Origin of the sequence: Pseudomonas sp. Tn43 (assembly GCF_014192635.1) — a bacterium.
Lineage (GTDB): Bacteria > Pseudomonadota > Gammaproteobacteria > Pseudomonadales > Pseudomonadaceae > Aquipseudomonas.
Genome location: NZ_JACHYG010000003.1, coordinates 396,912 through 415,890 on the forward strand (window position 1 = coordinate 396,912; position 18,979 = coordinate 415,890).

18 protein-coding genes and 1 pseudogene are annotated in these 18,979 nt (G+C 60.1%); 7 read left to right on the plus strand and 12 right to left on the minus strand.

From position 1 onward, the window contains the following. Window positions 1-59: 59 nt before the first annotated feature. From FHW68_RS10410 to FHW68_RS10425, 4 genes are all read right to left on the minus strand, one after another. Window positions 60-1,274 carry an SAM-dependent methyltransferase gene (locus FHW68_RS10410; RefSeq protein WP_183680292.1) on the minus strand — a complete coding sequence of 405 codons (1,215 nt, stop codon included), beginning with the start codon at window positions 1,272-1,274 and terminating at the stop codon, window positions 60-62. A gap of 260 nt (window positions 1,275-1,534) precedes the next feature. Then, window positions 1,535-2,152, minus strand: a complete 618-nt coding sequence (locus FHW68_RS10415) for a TPM domain-containing protein (protein ID WP_123499169.1) — start codon at window positions 2,150-2,152, stop codon at window positions 1,535-1,537. A gap of 46 nt (window positions 2,153-2,198) precedes the next feature. After that, entirely contained in the window at window positions 2,199-2,945 is a 747-nt protein-coding gene (locus FHW68_RS10420; RefSeq protein WP_183680295.1) for a YgcG family protein, read from the minus strand. A gap of 43 nt (window positions 2,946-2,988) precedes the next feature. Next, the gene (locus tag FHW68_RS10425) at window positions 2,989-3,600 is read right to left on the minus strand and encodes a LemA family protein (protein ID WP_095632351.1); all 612 of its coding nucleotides are present in this window, start codon (window positions 3,598-3,600) and stop codon (window positions 2,989-2,991) included. Window positions 3,601-3,832: 232 nt separating this feature from the next. On the opposite strand from FHW68_RS10425, the gene bglX reads away from it, so the two are divergent. Further along, a complete protein-coding gene (gene bglX / locus FHW68_RS10430; protein WP_183680297.1) occupies window positions 3,833-6,124 on the plus strand; it encodes a beta-glucosidase BglX in 2,292 nt (763 codons plus the stop codon). Between the two features lie 122 nt (window positions 6,125-6,246). On the opposite strand, the gene FHW68_RS10435 is transcribed toward bglX, so the two are convergent. The 5 genes from FHW68_RS10435 to FHW68_RS10455 all read right to left on the minus strand — a co-directional run bounded on the left by FHW68_RS10435 (window position 6,247) and on the right by FHW68_RS10455 (window position 10,712). Then, window positions 6,247-7,404 (minus strand): phosphatidylserine/phosphatidylglycerophosphate/cardiolipin synthase family protein, encoded by a 1,158-nt coding sequence (locus tag FHW68_RS10435; RefSeq protein ID WP_183680299.1) that lies wholly within the window; start codon window positions 7,402-7,404, stop codon window positions 6,247-6,249. Window position 7,405: 1 nt separating this feature from the next. After that, window positions 7,406-7,996: a YceI family protein gene (locus FHW68_RS10440; RefSeq protein ID WP_095632354.1), complete on the minus strand. Its 591-nt coding sequence runs from the start codon at window positions 7,994-7,996 to the stop codon at window positions 7,406-7,408. A 245-nt stretch (window positions 7,997-8,241) separates the two neighbouring features. Next, window positions 8,242-8,571 carry an amidase gene (locus FHW68_RS10445; protein ID WP_183680301.1) on the minus strand — a complete coding sequence of 110 codons (330 nt, stop codon included), beginning with the start codon at window positions 8,569-8,571 and terminating at the stop codon, window positions 8,242-8,244. After that, complete coding sequence (locus tag FHW68_RS10450) at window positions 8,568-9,662, minus strand: serine hydrolase (protein ID WP_183680303.1); 1,095 nt, start codon at window positions 9,660-9,662, stop codon at window positions 8,568-8,570. The genes FHW68_RS10445 and FHW68_RS10450 overlap by 4 nt, the downstream gene beginning before the upstream one ends. A gap of 168 nt (window positions 9,663-9,830) precedes the next feature. Then, window positions 9,831-10,712 carry an acyl-CoA dehydrogenase family protein gene (locus tag FHW68_RS10455; RefSeq protein ID WP_183680305.1) on the minus strand — a complete coding sequence of 294 codons (882 nt, stop codon included), beginning with the start codon at window positions 10,710-10,712 and terminating at the stop codon, window positions 9,831-9,833. Window positions 10,713-10,866: 154 nt separating this feature from the next. Here FHW68_RS10455 and olsB point away from each other — a divergent pair, with 154 nt between their 5' ends. Together olsB and FHW68_RS10465 are read left to right on the plus strand one after the other, a co-directional pair. After that, the gene (gene olsB, locus FHW68_RS10460; protein ID WP_183680307.1) at window positions 10,867-11,622 is read left to right on the plus strand and encodes an L-ornithine N(alpha)-acyltransferase; all 756 of its coding nucleotides are present in this window, start codon (window positions 10,867-10,869) and stop codon (window positions 11,620-11,622) included. Further along, window positions 11,622-12,416: a 1-acyl-sn-glycerol-3-phosphate acyltransferase gene (locus tag FHW68_RS10465; protein ID WP_183680309.1), complete on the plus strand. Its 795-nt coding sequence runs from the start codon at window positions 11,622-11,624 to the stop codon at window positions 12,414-12,416. Before olsB ends, FHW68_RS10465 begins: the two co-directional genes overlap by 1 nt. Before the next feature lie 105 nt (window positions 12,417-12,521). Here the strand turns inward: FHW68_RS10465 and FHW68_RS10470 are convergent, their stop codons facing one another. Further along, on the minus strand, window positions 12,522-13,091 hold the full coding sequence (locus FHW68_RS10470; RefSeq protein WP_095632360.1) for an ACP phosphodiesterase: 570 nt from the start codon (window positions 13,089-13,091) through the stop codon (window positions 12,522-12,524). Window positions 13,092-13,245: 154 nt separating this feature from the next. On the opposite strand from FHW68_RS10470, the gene FHW68_RS10475 reads away from it, so the two are divergent. Genes FHW68_RS10475 through FHW68_RS10485 form a run of 3 tightly spaced genes read left to right on the plus strand, consistent with a single transcriptional unit; the run spans window position 13,246 to window position 15,806 of the window. Beyond that, window positions 13,246-13,566, plus strand: coding sequence for a helix-turn-helix transcriptional regulator (locus tag FHW68_RS10475; protein ID WP_030132713.1), 321 nt, complete (start codon window positions 13,246-13,248; stop codon window positions 13,564-13,566). A gap of 2 nt (window positions 13,567-13,568) precedes the next feature. Continuing rightward, window positions 13,569-14,735 (plus strand): MFS transporter, encoded by a 1,167-nt coding sequence (locus FHW68_RS10480; RefSeq protein ID WP_095632361.1) that lies wholly within the window; start codon window positions 13,569-13,571, stop codon window positions 14,733-14,735. Window positions 14,736-14,756: 21 nt separating this feature from the next. Beyond that, on the plus strand, window positions 14,757-15,806 hold the full coding sequence (locus tag FHW68_RS10485; protein ID WP_038979272.1) for an alkene reductase: 1,050 nt from the start codon (window positions 14,757-14,759) through the stop codon (window positions 15,804-15,806). Window positions 15,807-15,903: 97 nt separating this feature from the next. On the opposite strand, the pseudogene FHW68_RS10490 reads toward FHW68_RS10485, so the two are convergent. Then, window positions 15,904-16,787, minus strand: a pseudogene (locus FHW68_RS10490) (DMT family transporter). 162 nt (window positions 16,788-16,949) lie between these two features. Next, window positions 16,950-17,582, minus strand: coding sequence for an efflux system transcriptional repressor EmhR (emhR, locus tag FHW68_RS10495; protein ID WP_095632364.1), 633 nt, complete (start codon window positions 17,580-17,582; stop codon window positions 16,950-16,952). A gap of 238 nt (window positions 17,583-17,820) precedes the next feature. On the opposite strand from emhR, the gene emhA reads away from it, so the two are divergent. After that, window positions 17,821-18,978, plus strand: a complete 1,158-nt coding sequence (gene emhA, locus FHW68_RS10500) for an efflux RND transporter periplasmic adaptor subunit EmhA (RefSeq protein ID WP_183680311.1) — start codon at window positions 17,821-17,823, stop codon at window positions 18,976-18,978. Window position 18,979 lies beyond the last annotated feature (1 nt).

Genomic DNA, 18,979 nt, shown 5'->3' on the forward strand with positions numbered 1-18,979 from the left:
CTCGCCACAAGGACAGGGCTTTTTCGCTCTACCCTCGATTCTGGTTCATTCCTCGAGCATCAGAGGTAGCCATCAGCCCGCAGCAGTGTTTCCAGGCAATGTTCGCTGATGTGGTAGAAATCCTTCAGTTCCTGGATTTTCACCAACAGCTGAGCGGGATCAATCGGCTCGGCGCGTTTGACCGCCAGGATCATCTTGTTCTTGTTGGTGTGGTCCAGCGAGATGAACTCGAAGACCTTGGTCTCGTAACCGCACGCGTCCAGAAACAGTGCACGCAAACTGTCGGTGACCATTTCCGCCTGCTGGCCCAGGTGCAGGCCGTATTGCAACATCGGCTTGAGCAGTGCCGGGCTCTGGATCTGCAGGCGGATCTGCTTGTGGCAGCACGGCGAGCACATGATGATCGAGGCACCGGAACGAATACCGGTGTGAATCGCATAGTCGGTGGCGATGTCGCAGGCATGCAGCGCGATCATCACGTCCAGCTCGCTCGGCGCGACGCTGCGCACGTCACCGCATTTGAATACCAGCCCCGGATGTTCCAGCTTCGCAGCGGCGGTGTTGCATAGGTTGACCATGTCTTCGCGCAGCTCGACGCCGGTCACCTCGCCCTCGGCCTTCAGGGTGTTGCGCAGGTAGTCGTGGATCGCGAACGTCAGGTAACCCTTGCCTGAACCGAAATCCGCCACCTTCACGGGTTTGTCCAGCGCCAGCGGCGACGAGGTCAGCGCATGACTGAAGACTTCGATGAACTTGTTGATCTGCTTCCACTTGCGCGACATCGCCGGAATCAGCTCATGTTGCGCGTTGGTCACGCCGAGGTCTTTGAGGAACGGCCGACTCAGGTCGAGGAAACGGTTCTTCTCGCGGTTGTGCTCGGCGGACGGCACTTCGCGCAATTGCTGAGGTTTGCTCTTGAACAGCGAAGATTTGCCCTTTTTGCTGTATTCGAGCTGGGCTTCGTCGGTCAAGGACAGTAAATGCGCATTTTTGAACGATGCAGGCAACAACGCAGCGATGGTCGCCACGCCTTCGGCCAGCGGAAGGTTTTTGGTGATGTCGCGGGTCTTGTAGCGGTAGACGAAGGACAGGCAGGGCTGATCCTTGACCGTCAGTTGCTTGATGATCAGCCGCTGCAAATCCGCTTCGCCCCCGACGTACTTGGCCAGCACCAGTTTGATGAAGGCGTGCTGGTCGAGGCTGGTTTGCAGCAGGTCGATGAACTGGGCGTGATGATCCGGCGCGAGGCTGGCGGGAGTGGCGGTGACAGACATGGGGAAAAACGACCTCGGGCGGTGCGGATCGGGGAATGGTGGGTATTTTAGGGGGGATGGCCGTTCGGGACACGCAGTTATTTGCCAAACGGTGCGAATCCTGAGGCCAGTGAGTTCCTTGTGGCGAGGGGGCTTGCCCCCGTTGGGCTGCGAAGCGGCCCCCATGCATCTTCAGTTGCACCGAGTTCTCTGGTTTGACGACTGCTTCGCAGCCGAACGGGGGCAAGCCCCCTCGCCACAGGGAGCGGTGTCAATTGAAATCAGCTCAACACCACCAACCGATTCGGCAATTCGTTGCGCACATGGGTCACTGGCACATGCACCTTGAGCAACTCGCCGCAGGCCTCGATGCATGTCACAAACCCCTGCAAGGTCTGCCCTTGTTTCACCTGTTGCGTAAACGCCGCCACAATCGCGTCCCAGTTCTTGTTGTCCAGCCGTTTGGAAATACCTTCATCCACCAGGATTTCTACATAACGCTCGGCTTCGGAGACGAAAATCAGCATGCCGGTGCTGCCCACGGTGTGGTGCAGGTTTTGCTCCAGGAACTGCCGGCGCGCCAGGTTCGACGCCCGCCAGTGGCGGACCGAGCGCGGGATCAGGCGCGTGGTGACTTTCGGGATCCGGAACAGCAGGCACAACACGATGAAACTGAACCATTGCACCAGCAACAGGCTATGCATAGTCAGCCAGCCCGTCAGGTAATGCACGATCCCCGGCACCACCAGCGCCAACAGACTGGCCCAGAGCAGCGGGATATACGCGTAATCGTCGGCACGCGCCGCAAGCACCGTGACCAGTTCGGCATCGGTATCGCGCTCGACCCGGGCAATGGCCTCGGCGACTTTGCGTTGTTCGTGTTCAGTCAGTAATGCCATGGTTATGAATGCCTGCTCGCTATTGTTGTTTTTACCTGCAGTGTTATCACCAGCCGCCCGACGAGCCGCCGCCCCCGAAACTGCCCCCACCGCCGCTGAAGCCCCCGCCGCCACCGCCAAAACCTCCACCGCCGAAACCGCCCCTCGAGCCGCCACGGCCGCCGCCGCTTGGCAGAATACCGAACATCTGGCCGACGAAGATCGTCAGGATAAACAGCAACACCAGGAACACGAACAACCCCGGCGGCCGTTCAACGGCATCACTCTCCTGATCACCACGCGGGTCAAACACTGTCGACGGTTCGTCCAGCGGATTGCCGCCCAGCACCACCAGCATCGCCGCAACCCCGTCGCTGATGCCTTTGCTGAAGTTACCGGCCTTGAACGCAGGCGTGATCACCTGATGGATGATCACCGAACTCTGCGCATCGGTCAGGCGCCCTTCCAGGCCATAACCGACTTCGATCCGCAGCTTGCGCTCCTCACGGGCGACGATCAGCAGCGCGCCGTTGTTCTTGTCCTTCTGGCCGATGCCCCAGTAGCGCCCCAATTGATACCCGAAATCCGCGATGTCGGCGCCTTGCAAGTCCGGCAACGTGACCACCACCAACTGCTCGCCAGTGGTTTTTTCGTGGGCGTTGAGCTGTTGCGTCAGTTGCTCGCGCACCGCAGGCTCGATCATCTGGGCGTTGTCCACCACCCGTCCGGTCAGTTCGGGGAACTTCAGCTCGGCCTGGACCGTGAAGGCCAATACCCACAGCACCCACATCAGGCCCACTTTCAACACGCGCATTGGCAACCTCATCCTTGTTGACGCTTCAAGCCCGTTCCGGCGCTTACTGGAACTTCACTTCAGGCGCTTTCTCGGCACCGGGGCTGGTCGCCTCGAAGGTTTCACGGATCGGCAGATCGCTGTACAACACGGTGTGCCACAGGCGACCGGGAAAGGTGCGGATCTCGGTATTGTATTTCTGCACCGCCAGGATGAAGTCGCGACGCGCCACGGCGATGCGGTTCTCGGTGCCTTCAAGTTGCGATTGCAACGCCAGGAAGTTCTGGTTGGCCTTGAGGTCCGGGTAGCGCTCGGACACCACCATCAACCGGCTCAGGGCGCCAGTCAGCTGATTCTGCGCCTGCTCGTACTGTTTGAGCATTTCCGGGTTGTCCAGCGTGCTGGCATCCACCTGAATAGAGGTGGCCTTGGCGCGGGCTTCGATCACCGCGGTCAGGGTTTCTTGCTCATGCCGGGCATAGCCCTTGACGGTTTCCACCAGGTTGGGAATCAGGTCGGCGCGACGCTGGTACTGGTTCTGCACCTGGCCCCAGGCGCCCTTGGCCTGTTCGTCCAGGGTCGGGATATTGTTGATGCCGCAGCCGGTCAGCAATGCGGTCAGCCACATCAAGGCTGCGACCTGCAGACTCGACCGATAGTGAAGTCGTACATTCATCTGGTTGATGCTCCCTTGCCTATTCCGTTGGATGAAACAACCTGCGAACTTGAAGCCGGCTCTTGGGGCATAATCTGCGCCGCTACTGGATTGCATCGAGCCAATGGGCTAAAAGATGCCCCGGCGCTAACACATAACTGTGCTGCATTCACTTGAACAACAATAGTCGCTCCCAACATTTTGGCTGACCGGCGTGTATTCACTGCCGTTTAGGCTTTCGAGAAAACCATTCATGAAGAAGCTGTGTTTGCTGGGCCTGTTCGTCAGCCTGGCCAGTCATACCGTATTGGCCGCCACGACGCCCGCACCGATAGAGAACAAGGACGCCTTCATCAACCACCTGATGAAGCAAATGACCCTCGATGAAAAGATCGGCCAGTTGCGCCTGATCAGCATCGGCCCGGAAATGCCGCGGGAGATGATCCGCAAGGAGATCGCTGCCGGCAATATCGGCGGCACCTTCAACTCGATCACCCGCGCCGAAAACCGTCCGATGCAGGACGCGGCCATGCGCAGCCGCTTGAAGATCCCGATGTTCTTCGCCTATGACGTGATCCACGGCCACCGCACCATTTTCCCGATTCCGCTGGCCCTGGCCTCGAGCTGGGACATGGACGCCATTGGTCGCTCCGGGCGTATCGCCGCCCAGGAAGCAGCGGCTGACAGCCTCGACATTACCTTCGCGCCAATGGTCGACATCTCCCGCGACCCACGTTGGGGCCGCACCTCCGAAGGCTTCGGCGAAGACACCTACCTGGTTTCGCGGATCGCCGGCGTCATGGTCAAGGCGTTCCAGGGCATCGGGACGAACGCGGCTGACAGCATCATGGCCAGCGTCAAGCATTTTGCCTTGTACGGCGCGGTCGAAGGCGGTCGCGACTACAACGTCGTCGACATGAGCCCGGTCAAGATGTACCAGGATTACCTGCCACCGTATCGCGCCGCCATCGACGCCGGTGCTGGCGGGGTGATGGTTGCGCTGAACTCGATCAACGGCGTGCCGGCCACCGCCAACACCTGGCTGATGAACGACCTGCTGCGCAAGGAATGGGGCTTCAAAGGCCTGGCGGTCAGCGATCACGGCGCGATTTTCGAGCTGATCAAGCATGGCGTCGCCGCCGACGGTCGCGAAGCGGCGAAGCTGGCGATCAAGGCCGGCATCGACATGAGCATGAACGACACCCTTTACAGCAAGGAATTGCCGGGGCTGTTGAAGGCGGGTGAGATCGAACAGAAAGACATCGACAATGCCGTACGTGAAGTGCTCGCCGCCAAGTACGACATGGGCCTGTTCAAAGACCCATACCTGCGCATCGGCAAGGCCGAAGATGACCCGGCCGATACCTACGCCGAAAGCCGTCTGCACCGCGCCGAGGCCCGTGATGTCGCGCGCCGCAGCCTGGTATTGCTGAAAAACCAGGGCGACACCCTGCCGCTGAAGAAAACCGCGAAAATCGCGCTGGTCGGTCCACTGGCCAAGGCGCCGATCGACATGATGGGCAGTTGGGCCGCTGCTGGCCGTCCTGAGCAATCGGTGACGTTGTTCGATGGCATGACCCATGCGCTTGGCGCGCAGTCGACGCTGATCTACGCCCGTGGCGCAAACATCACCAGCGACAAGAAAATCCTCGATTACCTGAACTTCCTCAACTTCGACGCGCCGGAAGTGGTGGATGACCCGCGTTCGGCCAATGTATTGATTGAGGAAGCGGTCAAGGCTGCCAAACAAGCGGATGTAGTGGTGGCCGCGGTAGGCGAATCCCGTGGCATGTCCCACGAGTCGTCGAGCCGTACCGACCTGAACATTCCAGCCAGCCAGCGCGAGCTGATCAAGGCGTTGAAAGCCACCGGCAAACCACTCGTGCTGGTGTTGATGAATGGCCGTCCGCTGTCGATTCTCGAAGAGAACGAGCAAGCTGACGCGATTCTGGAAACCTGGTTCAGCGGCACCGAAGGCGGCAACGCCATCGCTGATGTGCTGTTCGGCGACTACAACCCGTCAGGCAAACTGCCGATCACCATCCCGCGCTCGGTGGGTCAGATTCCGACCTATTACAACCACCTGAGCATCGGCCGGCCGTTCACGCCGGGCAAACCGGGCAACTACACCTCGCAGTATTTCGAAGACACCACCGGGCCGCTGTTTCCATTCGGCTTCGGCCTGAGCTACACCCAATTCAGCCTGACCGACATGGCCCTTTCTTCAACCACACTGAACAAGACCGGCAAGCTCGACGCCAGGGTCGTGGTGAAGAACACCGGCAAGCGTGATGGCGAAACCGTGGTGCAGTTGTACATCCAGGACGTGACCGGCTCGATGATCCGCCCGGTCAAGGAACTGAAGAACTTCCAGAAAGTGCTGCTCAAGGCCGGCGAACAGAAAGTCGTGCACTTCACCATCACCGAGGACGACCTGAAGTTCTACAACGCCCAGCTCAAGTACGCCGCGGAACCGGGCAAGTTCAACGTGCAGATCGGCCTGGACTCCCAGGACGTGACGCAGCAGAGCTTTGAGTTGTTGTAATCCCTGCACGGACTGATCGTTCCACGCTTCGCGTGGGAATGCAGCCCGTGACGCTCCGCGTCACTGGACGCGGAGCGTCCCTAGAGGCATTCCCACGCGGAGCGTGGGAACGATCTGGGTGACTATCCCCGCCGATCCAGCATATTCACCACCAGCCGATCCACCCATCCCCACACCCTTTGCTTGATGCGTCGCCACAACGGGCGGCGTTTCCATGCGTCGATGCTGACTTCCTGGCTCAGGGCAAAGTCATTGCCGAAACTCGCCGCCACCGCCAGGGTCAGTGCGGGGTCCAAGGCTTCGAGGTTGGCTTCCAGATTGAAACGCAGATTCCAGTGATCGAAATTGCACGAGCCGATACTCACCCAGTCATCGATCAACACCATCTTCAGGTGCAGGAAACACGGCTGGTACTCGAAGATTCTCACCCCGGCCCGCAGCAGTCGCGGGTAGTAGCGATGCCCGGCGTAGCGCACCGACGGATGATCGGTGCGTGGCCCGGTCAGCAGCAGACGCACATCGACGCCACGAGCAGCCGCCCGACGCAATGAGCGGCGGACTTTCCAGGTCGGCAGGAAATACGGCGTGGCCAGCCAGATTCGGCGCTGGCCGCTGTTCAGCGCGCGAGTCAGCGATTGCAGAATATCGCGGTGTTGGCGGGCGTCGGCATAAGCGACCCGGCCCATGCCCTCGCCCGTGACTGGCACCCGTGGCAAGCGCGGCAAACCAAAGTGCGCAGTGGGTTTCCAGGCGCGCCGATGGCGGTTGGCGATCCATTGGCGGTCGAACAGCAACTGCCAGTCGATGACCAAGGGACCGGTGATTTCCACCATCACTTCGTGCCATTCGCTGGTGTCTTCGCCCGGGGTCCAGAACTCATCGGTGACCCCGGTGCCGCCGACCACCGCCAGGCATTGATCCACCAGCAGCAGCTTACGGTGATCGCGATAAAAGTTGCCTACCCAACGGCGCCAGCTCAGGCGATTGTAGAAACGCAACTCGACACCGGCGGCCATCAGGCGCTGACGCAAGGTCAGGGTAAAGGCCAGGCTGCCGTAGTCATCGAACAGGCAACGCACCCGCACACCGCGCTCGGCCGCCTGGACCAGCGCCTGCACCATGGCCTCGGCGCAAGCCCCCGCCTCCACCAGGTACAGTTCCAGTTCGACCTGTTCCTCGGCGCGGGCGATCGCCACCAGCATTCGCGGAAAAAACTGCGGACCGTCGATCAGCAATTCAAAGCGGTTGCCGTCGCGCCAGGGGAAAATTGCGCCGCGCATTTCAGCGCGCCGTGAAAATCAGCACCGCACCCACCGGCACCGACAGACTGATGGCCGACAAACCGGCAACCTTGCGCAAGCTTTCCAGGCCCGGGGCCAGGTCGAAGTCTTCAGCGTTGATCACCAACGGTTCGAGGGTCACCACTTGAAAGCGCCGGTCATCGAGACGGGTCGCCAGCAATTCGGCGTTGTACTGGTGTTGTTTGCCATGCAGGTTGACGGTCAGCGGCAAGCGCAACTCCAGTTGCGCTCCGGGCGCCAGGTCGTTGATCGGCCGCAGATCGATTTGCGTGGTGATCAGCGCTTCAGGGAACGTCTGGATATCGAACAGCTCCTTGCGCATGCGTTCGTCACGCAGCGGAATGCCACTGTTGATCGACTCCAGCTCAACTTCCACCTGCGCCAGGCCTTTGGGATCGACCTTGCCGTGAAGCACGAGAAAGCGCTGCACTTCGGAAATATTGGCGTTTTTAGTGCTGATGAACGACAGCCGCGAGGACTCGCCGTCCAGGTACCAATTGGCCTGGGCCGACACGGTGACACCGGCCAGCAGCAGGGAGGCGAGGGTTTTGCAGACAAAGCGGTTGAACATAGAGACTCATGGGCAGATAAACCTGAGCGAACCTTAACTGGCTGTGGGCGCATTGCAAACTCTAATGCCCCGGATCTTGAAACAAAGACATTCCCCTGTGGCGAGGGGGCTTGCCCCCGTTCGGTTGCGCAGCAGCCGCAAAACCTGTGTATGTGGACTACTTGAAGAAACTCATTGCCTGATTTTGGGAGTGCTTCGCCCTCCAACGAGGGCAAGCCCCCTCGCCACAAAGAGTCTGATGGCTGTCAGGGCTGCAACCGACATCCCTGCCGTTCACCAACCCAAACAGCGCTATGGCTGCGCCCCATACCGCCCGCCGTCACGCGCTTGTTCGCTGCGTCATCGACGAACCCGCTGGTGGGCAAATACTGCTTCACATAGCCTTGGCAATACTCGGCCGGATTGTTCATCACATAGCGGCACGAGCAGTATTCCTTGGCGGTGTAGGCGCTAATGATGCCCGGGAAGGCCCACAGCGCCACCCGCTCCTGCCAGGCCCAACCGAGCAAGGCAATCAGCAGCACCAGCAAAAGTGTGCTGAACGGTCGACGACGAATAAAACTGCGTCGGTTCATGGCTGCACCTTCATGGCAAACGCCTTGAGCACGAGTTTGAGCAATTCGTTGTGCCGATAACTGCCATCGCGATCATCGCCGTAGCGCACGATCACCAGCTTTTCGCTGGGAATCACGTACATTGCCTGCCCCCAATGGCCCAGCGCGGCATAGGTATCGGCGGGCGCATCGGGCCAGGGTTGGGTTGCGCCCTCCACTGCGCGATTGAGCCACCAATGCCCGCCGGGTACCGCTTCATCCTGATTGGCTTGATAGCCAGCGAACGGTTCACGACTGAAGTCGACCCAGTCCTTGGGCAGCAATTGCCGCTCACGCCACCGACCGTCGCGCGCCATCAACAGGCCGACCCGCGCCAGGTCCCGGGCAGTGAGATAGGCGTAGGACGATGCGACAAACGTACCCGTGGCATCCACTTCCCACACCGCACTGCGAATCCCCAAGGGTTCGAACAGCGCAGTCCATGGATAATCCGGATAACGGGCCGGGCCAACGATGGTTTTCAGCGCGGCGGACAGCAAGTTGGTGTCACCACTGGAGTAGCGGAATGCCTGACCGGGTTTGGCATATTCGTCGTGGTTGGCAGTGAACGTGGCCATATCGCGATGTCCACGGGTGTAGAGCATGGCCACCACCGAGGACTTCAATGGGGCATATTCATAATCTTCCTGCCAGTCCAAACCCGAGGCCCAGTGCAGCAGGTCGGCCATGGTCATGGCGGGGTGTTTTTCCAGCGCGGGATAGAATTTGCGCACCGGATCCTGGAGTTTGAACAACCCTTCGCCATAGGCCACACCCAGCACCGCGCCCATCACGCTTTTGCTGATGGACCAGGTCAGGTGCGGCGTTTGTGCAGTGGTCGGGCCGGCGTAGCGTTCGTAGATCAGCTGACCGTCGCGGATCACCAGCAAGGCATCGGTGCGAATGCCTTGGTGAGTGGCATCGTCGCGGGGCGCGAAGGCGTAGTTCTCCAGGGCTTGAAGTGCCGGGCCGATGATTTTCGGGCCGGGCGACCATTGCTCGGCCGGCCAGTTTTCGGCCTGGGCTGTGAGGCTGAGCAGCAGCATGTAAATCAGGGACAAGCCTTTGAACATGAGGGGCGCTCGGAGGGATGAACCTGCAGAGCCTAGTCGAGCTAGATGACAGTTTTTGAATTTGCGTCGTCCAAGAGATCGCCTTCGCGGGCAAGCCTCGCTCCTACAGGATTTGTGCCGGATGCGATTTGTAGGAGCGAGGCTTGCCCGCGAAGGGTCCCTTCAGCCTTATAACAATCCCGCCAACGCCTTGGCCAACCGCTTGCCCCGCGCCCCTGCCGCCAAATCCATCACCGCCTGATCGCGCTGCCACATCTGCGCCCATTGTGGCGGGCCATCGGCCAGGGCCTGGTTCACTTCAGTCTTGAGCCCGTCGAACTGCGCAAACAACCCGCCCAGCAACACATGCCCCGCCGGATTGTTCGGCGCCTGGCGGCTGACCTCCGCGCACCCGGCCAGCAGCGCCAGCAAGCGCAGTTGCAAGGTTTGTGGCCAGTCGCTGTCCTGCCCGACGCCGAACAGCCACGCCGTCATGGCACTCAGCACATAGATGTCTTCCAGGGTGCGGAACGGTTTGACGTACGCATCCCAGCCATCGCCGGCGAGCAATTCACACAGCGCGTTATCGAGAAACAACCGGCCGTGACCTATGTCCGGCATCAGTGGCATGGGCGCGAGTTTTTCCAGACGCACACCCGGTTCGCCGGGGTAAACCACCGCAAGGTTCAAGCGTGGCGCTTCGCCGGGTTCTTCACTGCGGGCGGCGACCAGCAACCAGTCGGCAGCATCGCCAGCGGTGACGAAATCCTTGCGCCCGCTCAGGCGCAGGTCGCGCAGCCGGGTTTGCATGTCCGCTACCCGCAAGCTGCGCTGTTCGGTCGCGCACAACGCGCCGAGGCTCAGCGGCGCGCTTGGCCAGAGCATGCGCAATGCCGCCTGATAGCCCACCAGAAACGCCAGCCCTGGCGTCGCCATCAGCCGTCCACCGACCACCGCCAATTCGAACGGCGACACCGCGCCCAATTGTTGCAACAAGCTTGCAAAACCTTCCCCCAGATCAGGATTGACGGGCAGACGATCACGGCGTTTCAACAGGGTTTGCCAGGGCATAAGAGGCTCCTTGTGGGCTGTCATATAAGCATCACCAAAGCTTCATGGCGATGACACCGGGGCTACATAGCCTGACTTTGCACAACACGGCTGCATAAAGAAAGTCGATCGGCTGTAACCCAAGACGGGTGGCCAGCCCGTACGGAGACTCACAATGACTCAGATCGCCCGCATCAGCGACACCGGCAATGAACGCCGCCTGCAAGCCGAACGCCTGGTGGGCGCCGAGGCGTTGCAGGAAGCCCAGGCCTTGCGCTTCACCGTATTCAGCGGCGAATTCAACGCCAAGCTGAAAGGCGCGGAGCTGGGCCTGGACATGGACGACTATGATGTTCACTGCGCCCACATCGGCGTGCGTGACTTGAACACCGGGCGCCTGGTGGCGACCACCCGTTTGCTCGATCACACAGCGGCCAGCAGCCTGGGCAAGTTCTACAGCGAAGAAGAATTCCGCCTGCATGGTCTGGTTCATTTGAAAGGCCCGATCCTGGAAATCGGTCGCACTTGCGTCGACCCGGCCTACCGCAACGGCGGCACTATCGCCGTGCTCTGGGGTGAACTGGCCGACGTGCTGAACCAGGGCGGCTACAGCTATCTGATGGGGTGCGCGAGCATTCCGATGCAGGATGGCGGCATCCAGGCCCACGCGATCATGCAGCGCCTGCGCGAACGTTACCTGTGCACCGAATACTTGCGCGCCGAACCGAAGAAGCCACTGCCGAGGCTGGATATTCCGTCCAACGTCATCGCCGAAATGCCGCCGCTGCTCAAGGCCTACATGCGCCTGGGCGCTAAAATCTGCGGCGAGCCGTGCTGGGACGAAGACTTCCAGGTGGCCGACGTGTTCATCCTGCTCAAGCGTGACGAGCTCTGCCCACGTTACGCCAAGCACTTCAAGGCGGCTGTGTAATGAGCCGCTTGCGGGTGTATGCGCGAATCGCGCGAGTGCTTTTGGTGGTGGCGCTGGGTTTGAGCATGGCCAGTGTGTTCGGGTTGTTCGAGCGATTGGGAATGGCCCATTCGATGGTTCGTCGCCAGCGCTGGTCGCGGTTTTTCATGGCGCGGCTGAGCAATGCCCTGCCCTTCCGCGTCACCGTCCATGGTGAATTACCACAGGCGCCGATGCTCTGGGTCAGCAATCACGTGTCCTGGACCGATATTCCATTGCTGGGCATGCTCACGCCGTTGTCGTTCCTGTCCAAGGCCGAAGTGCGCACCTGGCCGGTGGCGGGCTGGTTGGCCGCCAAGGCTGGCAGCCTGTTCATTCGTCGTGGTTCAGGCGACAGTCAGTTGATCCGCAAACAGATGACCCGCCATCTGGAACAAGAGCACCCGCTGCTGATGTTTCCCGAAGGCACCACCACCGACGGCCGCTCGCTGCGTACGTTTCATGGTCGTTTGCTGTCCGCGGCGATCGATTCCGAAGTGGCGCTGCAACCGGTGGCGATTCGTTATCTGCGCAATGGCGAGCTCGATACCCTGGCACCGTTCATTGGCGAGGATGATTTGCTCTCACACCTGATGCGCTTGTTCGCCAATGATCGGGGCGAGGTGGAGATTCACCTGCTCAAGCCGATCGAGTGCCAGAACCGGGAACGTGCGGCGCTGGCGTTCGAAGCGCAGCAGGCAGTGCAGAAGGCGTTGTTCGGTGAAGTCGCAAAACCTGCCGAGCCACGGCGTGCCGGCGAATTGATCGCTGCCTGAATCTGCTTCTGCATCTGCTTCTGTAGGAGCGAGGCTTGCCCGCGAAGCTTTTGGCGCCCTCAAGGGCCTCTTCGCGGGCAAGCCTCGCTCCTAGGGGGATGTGTGTTACCGATTCTGCGCGAATGCCTGCAACTCGGGATAGAACAACCGGAAATCCTCGCTCAGCGGTTCATACAACCGTCGCAATTCCTGCATCGCGCCGGCCAGTTCCTCGGGCCGGGTCAACCTGCGCGAAATCCCTCGTAATACCTGCTCAAGCACTTCGAACTCCTGATATGAACCCAGCCAATCATTGGCCACCATGTGCGGCGCAATCTTCGCCAGGCGCTCCGGCAACTGCGATTCGGCGGACAACACCCGGTACACGTCGCAAGTGAATTGTGCGAGCGGACGGTCGGCATAGCGCATCCAGTCCCGCGCCAGGCAATGGTCGAAAAACACATCGAGCACGATGCCGGCGTACCGCCGGCGAGTGATGGAAAACCGTGACAGGGCGATGTCCACCTGCGGATGGCGATCGGTAAACACGTCGATGCTGCGATGCAACTGAATGGCCGCTTCGATCTCCGGATCGAACTGCCCTTGCAGCCGCCCTTTGACGAAATCGCCATACAGACTGCCGAGCAGTTGACCGGGGCGCTGGCCACCGAGGTGCAGATGTGCGAGATAGTTCATGCGCGCAGCTTAGCACTGCGTCATCCATATCGTTATAACCCGATATACCGATTCATGCGGTCATCAGACCAAAATCATATTGGTATATCGCGAAGTACCGATTTAAAGTTCGCCTCATCGCGATATAGCGTTTTACTCATCACGAGCCCACACCATGACCATCGACCTCGACGAAATAATAAAAGCGCTGGCACACCCAGTACGCCGAGACATCCTCATCTGGCTGAAAGACCCCAAGGTCCAGTTCCCGGAACAGCTCCACAACCATGAGTACGGCATCTGCGCCGGACAGATCGATCAACGCTGCGGCCTGTCGCAGTCGACCGTGTCCGCCCATTTGGCAACTTTGCAACGGGCCGGACTGATCAGCAGCCAGAAAGCCGGTCAATGGCACTTTTTCAAACGCAACGAGGACGTGATTCAGGCGTTCCTCGACGCCATCGTCAAGGAGCTCAGCGCTCCGACAAGGAACTGACAATGCCCCTCTCGCTACTCATTCTGGCCTTGAGCGCCTTCGCCATTGGCACCACCGAGTTCGTCATCATGGGCCTGCTACCCGAGGTGGCGGCCGACCTTGGAGTGTCGATCCCCGGCGCAGGCTGGCTGGTGACCGGTTACGCCCTGGGCGTGGCTATTGGTGCACCGTTCATGGCACTGGCCACCGCCAGACTGCCGCGCAAGGCCGCTTTGGTAGCGTTGATGGGAGTTTTCATCATCGGCAACCTGCTCTGTGCCCTGGCCAGTGACTACAACGTTTTGATGTTTGCCCGGGTGGTCACCGCGCTGTGCCACGGTGCTTTCTTCGGCATCGGTTCGGTGGTGGCGGCTGGTCTGGTGCCAGCAAACAAACGTGCATCGGCCGTGGCCCTGATGTTCACCGGCCTGACCCTGGCCAACGTGCTCGGCGTGCCGCTGGGCACCGCGCTCGGTCAGGAAGCCGGCTGGCGCTCGACCTTCTGGGCGGTGACCGTGATCGGCGTGATTGCACTGATCGGCCTGATCCGCTTCCTGCCGGCCAAGCGCGATGAAGAAAAACTCGACATGCGCGCCGAGCTGCGCGCCCTTAAAGGCGCCGGCATTTGGTTGTCGTTGAGCATGACGGCATTGTTCGCTGCCTCGGTCTTCACTTTGTTCACTTATGTGGCCCCGCTGTTGGGCGAGGTCACTGGGGTTTCGCCCCGCGGCGTGACCTGGACCTTGATGCTCATCGGTCTGGGCCTGACGGTCGGCAACATCATCGGCGGCAAGCTGGCAGACAAAAGCCTGGCCGCGACGCTGATCGGGGTGTTCGTCGCCATGGCGGTGGTGTCCACCGTGCTGACCTGGACCAGCATTGCCGTGATCCCGACCGAAATCACCCTGTTCCTCTGGGCCACCGCATGCTTTGCCGCCGTACCCGCGCTGCAAGTGAATGTTGTGACCTACGGCAAGGCGGCACCAAACCTGGTATCGACCCTCAACATCGGCGCTTTCAATGTCGGCAACGCACTCGGCGCCTGGGTCGGCGGCAGCGTCATCGCCCATGGCTTCGGCCTCACCAGCGTACCGCTCGCGGCAGCGGCACTGGCGGTACTCGCCCTGCTGGTGACCCTGATCACTTTCCGTCAGGGCGGCAATGCCGAACTGGCCCCCGCTACTAACTGATCGCTAAAAGAGAGCTATTTCATGACGACTATTTTCGATCCGATCAAACTGGGTGACCTCGAGCTGGCCAACCGCATCATCATGGCGCCACTGACCCGTTGCCGCGCCGATGAAGGCCGTGTGCCAAACGCGCTGATGGCCGAGTACTACGTACAGCGCGCCTCGGCCGGCCTGATCCTCAGCGAAGCGACTTCGGTGACGCCAATCGGCGTGGGCTACCCGGATACCCCCGGGATCTGGTCCAACGACCAGGTGCGCGGCTGGAGTAACGTGACCAAAGCCATCCACGGCGCGGGCGGCAAAATCTTCCTGCAACTGTGGCACGTGGGCCGGATTTCCCATCCCTTGTACCTGAACGGCGAAGCACCGGTCGCGCCGAGTGCCATCCAGCCTAAAGGTCATGTCAGCCTGGTGCGCCCATTGGCCGACTTCCCGACCCCGCGCGCCCTGGAAACCGCAGAAATCGCCGACATCATCGACGCTTACCGCGTCGGTGCCGAAAACGCCAAGGCTGCCGGTTTCGACGGTGTGGAAATCCACGGCGCCAACGGTTACCTGCTCGACCAGTTCCTGCAAAGCAGCACCAACCAGCGCACCGACAACTATGGCGGCTCCCTGGAAAACCGTGCACGCCTGTTGCTGGAAGTCACCGATGCCGCCATCGAAATCTGGGGCGCGGGCCGCGTGGGTGTGCATCTGTCACCACGTGCCGATCTGCATGACATGGGCGACGACAACCTGTCCGAGACCTTCACTTACGTCGCTCGTGAACTGGGCAAGCGTGGCATCGCCTTCATTTGCTCGCGCGAGAAAGAAGCCGGCGACAGCCTCGGCCCACAACTCAAAGAAGCCTTCGGTGGCCCATACATCGCCAACGAACGCTTTACCAAGGACAGCGCCAACGAGTGGCTGGCCAGCGGCAAGGCTGATGCAGTGGCATTCGGGGTACCGTTTATTGCCAACCCGGACTTGCCAGCACGTTTGAAGGCCGATGCGCCGTTGAATGAAGCACGTCCGGAACTGTTCTATGCGAAGGGTCCGGTCGGTTACATCGACTACCCGGCGCTGTAAACATCTGCCGTTGAAATGCAAAAGCCCCGTCTCGAAAGAGCCGGGGCTTTTGCGTTGGAAGATCAAAAGGTCGCAGCCTTCGGCAGCTCAGATCTTGTCAGCGCTTGCGCTGTCCCCAGGCGACCGCAAGACCACTGAGGCAAATCACCGTGATACCGATCACGCCGAAGCTGTCCGGGGTATGGTCGAAGATCAAATACCCATACATCCCCGCAAACAGGATCTGCCCATAACTGAACGGTGCCAGCATCGCCGGCGCCGCATGGCGGAAGGCCTGGGTCAACAACATGTGACCGAGCATGCCGCAAGTGCCCAGCCCGATCATGAACAGGCCGTGCAGCCACGTTGGCGTGCTCCAGAAAAACGGCACCAACGCAGTCATCACCAGGCTGTTGAGAATACCGGTCAGAAAATTACTGGTGGTCGGGCTGTCGATACCGCTGAGCAGGCGGGTGACCAATTGATAGAAGCCAAAACACAACGCCGAACACAGCGGCAGCAAAATCGCCGGGGTAAACAGCGCACCACCAGGCCGTACGACGATCAGCACGCCAACAAACCCACCCAGCACCGCCAGCCATTGGTTACGCGTCCCCCCTCATGCAGCAACGGCACCGACAGCGCCGTCACTAATAATGGCGCAAGGAAGTTAACGGCCGTGGCTTCGGCCAAGGGGATGTATCGCAGACCGGTGGTGAAAAACAGGCTGGTGCCAATCAGGCACAGGGCCCGCAGCAATTGCAAACCGGGCCGTTTGGTGCGCACCACCGCTGAAAAACCAGTGCGTGGCACGAAAATCATCAGCATCAACACGGTGTGCACCACGTAGCGTGCCCATACCACCATCACGATCGGATAAAACCCGGACAGGTATTTGGACAACGTATCGTGACTGGCGAATAACAACACCGCCAGGCAAATCAGTGCGATGCCCTTGATTGGCTGCTCGGCGCCTTTGTACCCGGGGTTGTTAACACTCATTCACACACTCGACACAAAACTCCTACAAAATACGTAGCTCGCTACCTATCAACTCGGCGAACGTCCCTATATAAAAGCACCCCATTACAAAAAGGCGAATGAAGCGAAGACATCTCCTCGCTTCAAACCTTGACACAACCGGATCCAATTACGCATTTTGTTTCATTTGCGCAGGCTGGGACTCAAGCGCAGCATATCCAACCCTGTATCGGCGCAGCGCTCGGCTTCGGTGTGCAGTTGAAAACTGTCGGGAGCCAATAGCCACTGATACAGAATGCCATCGATGTACGCATGCAGGCTGATGGCCGCGCGGGCCGTGTCGAGGTCTTTCGGCAACTGCCCGCGATTCACCGCATTACTCAGGGCCAGCGCGATTCGCACATTGCAATCGAGACTGACCGTCCGGCGCTGCTGGCGCAGGTCGCACATTTCATCGGTGAATTCGCACTTATGGAACAGAATCTCATTGATGCGTCGGGTTTTCGGGTCCAGGGCAACTTGATGAAACAGATGAATCAACAGCTTGCGCATACAGCCCAGCGGATCGAGTTCATCTTCGCTTTCACTGGCCTTGGCCATTTCATCCAGCGGCTCATGCAAGGTATCGAGCATCGCCTGCAGCAGATCCGCCTTGTTGCTGAAATGCCAGTAGATGGCCCCACGAGTCACACCGGCCAGGTTAGCGATATCGGCCAGTGTCGTGCGGGCCACGCCCCGCTCGAAAAAGGCTTTTTCTGCCGCTTCGAGTATCTGGCTTCGGGTTTCTTGAGCTTCCTCTTTGGTACGACGGACCATGGCAGTAAAACCTCAATCAAGGGAGCTTCAGCGAAATCGGAATATCAGCTGAAGGAAAGTGGGTGAGCGCTCGCGAACCTTTGGATGGCTTTTGTAACCGTGTGGATACATCGCCAAAGCCTTTACAAACAACCGTGAACGTAAGTATATTACTTAGCAAGCTACTTATCTACCCGGCTAAATTTTTTTAACCTTCCACCTTTCTTGTGCGCAATTGCGCGCCTGACCGAGGATCTTCATGCAATTCAAGCCAGCTGTTACCGCTCTGGTTACTGCCGTCGCCCTGGCATCGCTGCTCAGCGGATGTAAAAAGGAAGAGGCGGCACCTGCCGCACCAGCACCTCAGGTCGGCGTCGTAACCCTGCAACCTCAAGCCTTCACCCTGACATCCGAACTTCCGGGGCGCACCAGTGCGTTCCGCATCGCCGAAGTTCGCCCACAGGTCAACGGCATCATTCTCAAGCGACTGTTCAAGGAAGGCGGCGACGTCAAGGCCGGTCAGCAGCTTTATCAGATCGACCCCTCGGTCTATGACGCGACCCTCAAAAGCGCCGAAGCCAACCTGCGTTCGACCAAATCGATCGCCGACCGCTACAAGCAACTGGTGGACGAACAGGCTGTCAGCCGCCAGGAATACGACACCGCGCTGGCCAACCGCCTGCAATCGGAAGCGTCCCTGCAAAGCGCCCAGATCAATGTGCGCTACACCAAGGTTTACGCACCGATCTCCGGTCGCATCGGCCGTTCGTCGGTGACTGAAGGCGCATTGGTCAGCAATGGCCAAACCGACGCCATGGCCGTTATCCAGCAACTGGACCCGATCTATGTCGACGTCACCCAGTCTTCGGTGGAGCTGCTTGAGCTGCGCCGCGAACTGGAAAGCGGTCGTCTGCAAAAGGCTGGCGACAATGCCGCCGCGGTCAAGCTGACGCTCGAAGACGGCAGCCAGTACCAGCTGGACGGCAAGCTCGAGTTCTCCGAAGTTTCGGTTGACCAGACCACCGGCTCCGTAACGCTGCGTGCCGTGTTCCCGAACCCTGATCACACCCTGCTGCCGGGCATGTTCGTTCACGCGAAGTTGCAGGCCGGTGTGGACAGCGCGGCGATTCTGGCCCCGCAACAAGGCGTGACCCGCGACCTCAAAGGCTCTCCGACCGCGCTGGTCGTGGGTCCAGACAACAAGGTCGAACTGCGTCAGCTCAAGGCCAGCCGCACCGTCGGTAACCAATGGCTGATTGAAGACGGGCTGAAGGCAGGCGATCGCGTGATCACCGAAGGGCTGCAATTCGTCAAACCTGGCGTTGAAGTCAAAGCCACTGAAGCCACCAACGTTGGCGCCAAGAGCCCGGCCCCCGTACAGGCAGCTAACACAGCTGTCGGCGGCAAAGGGGAGTAAA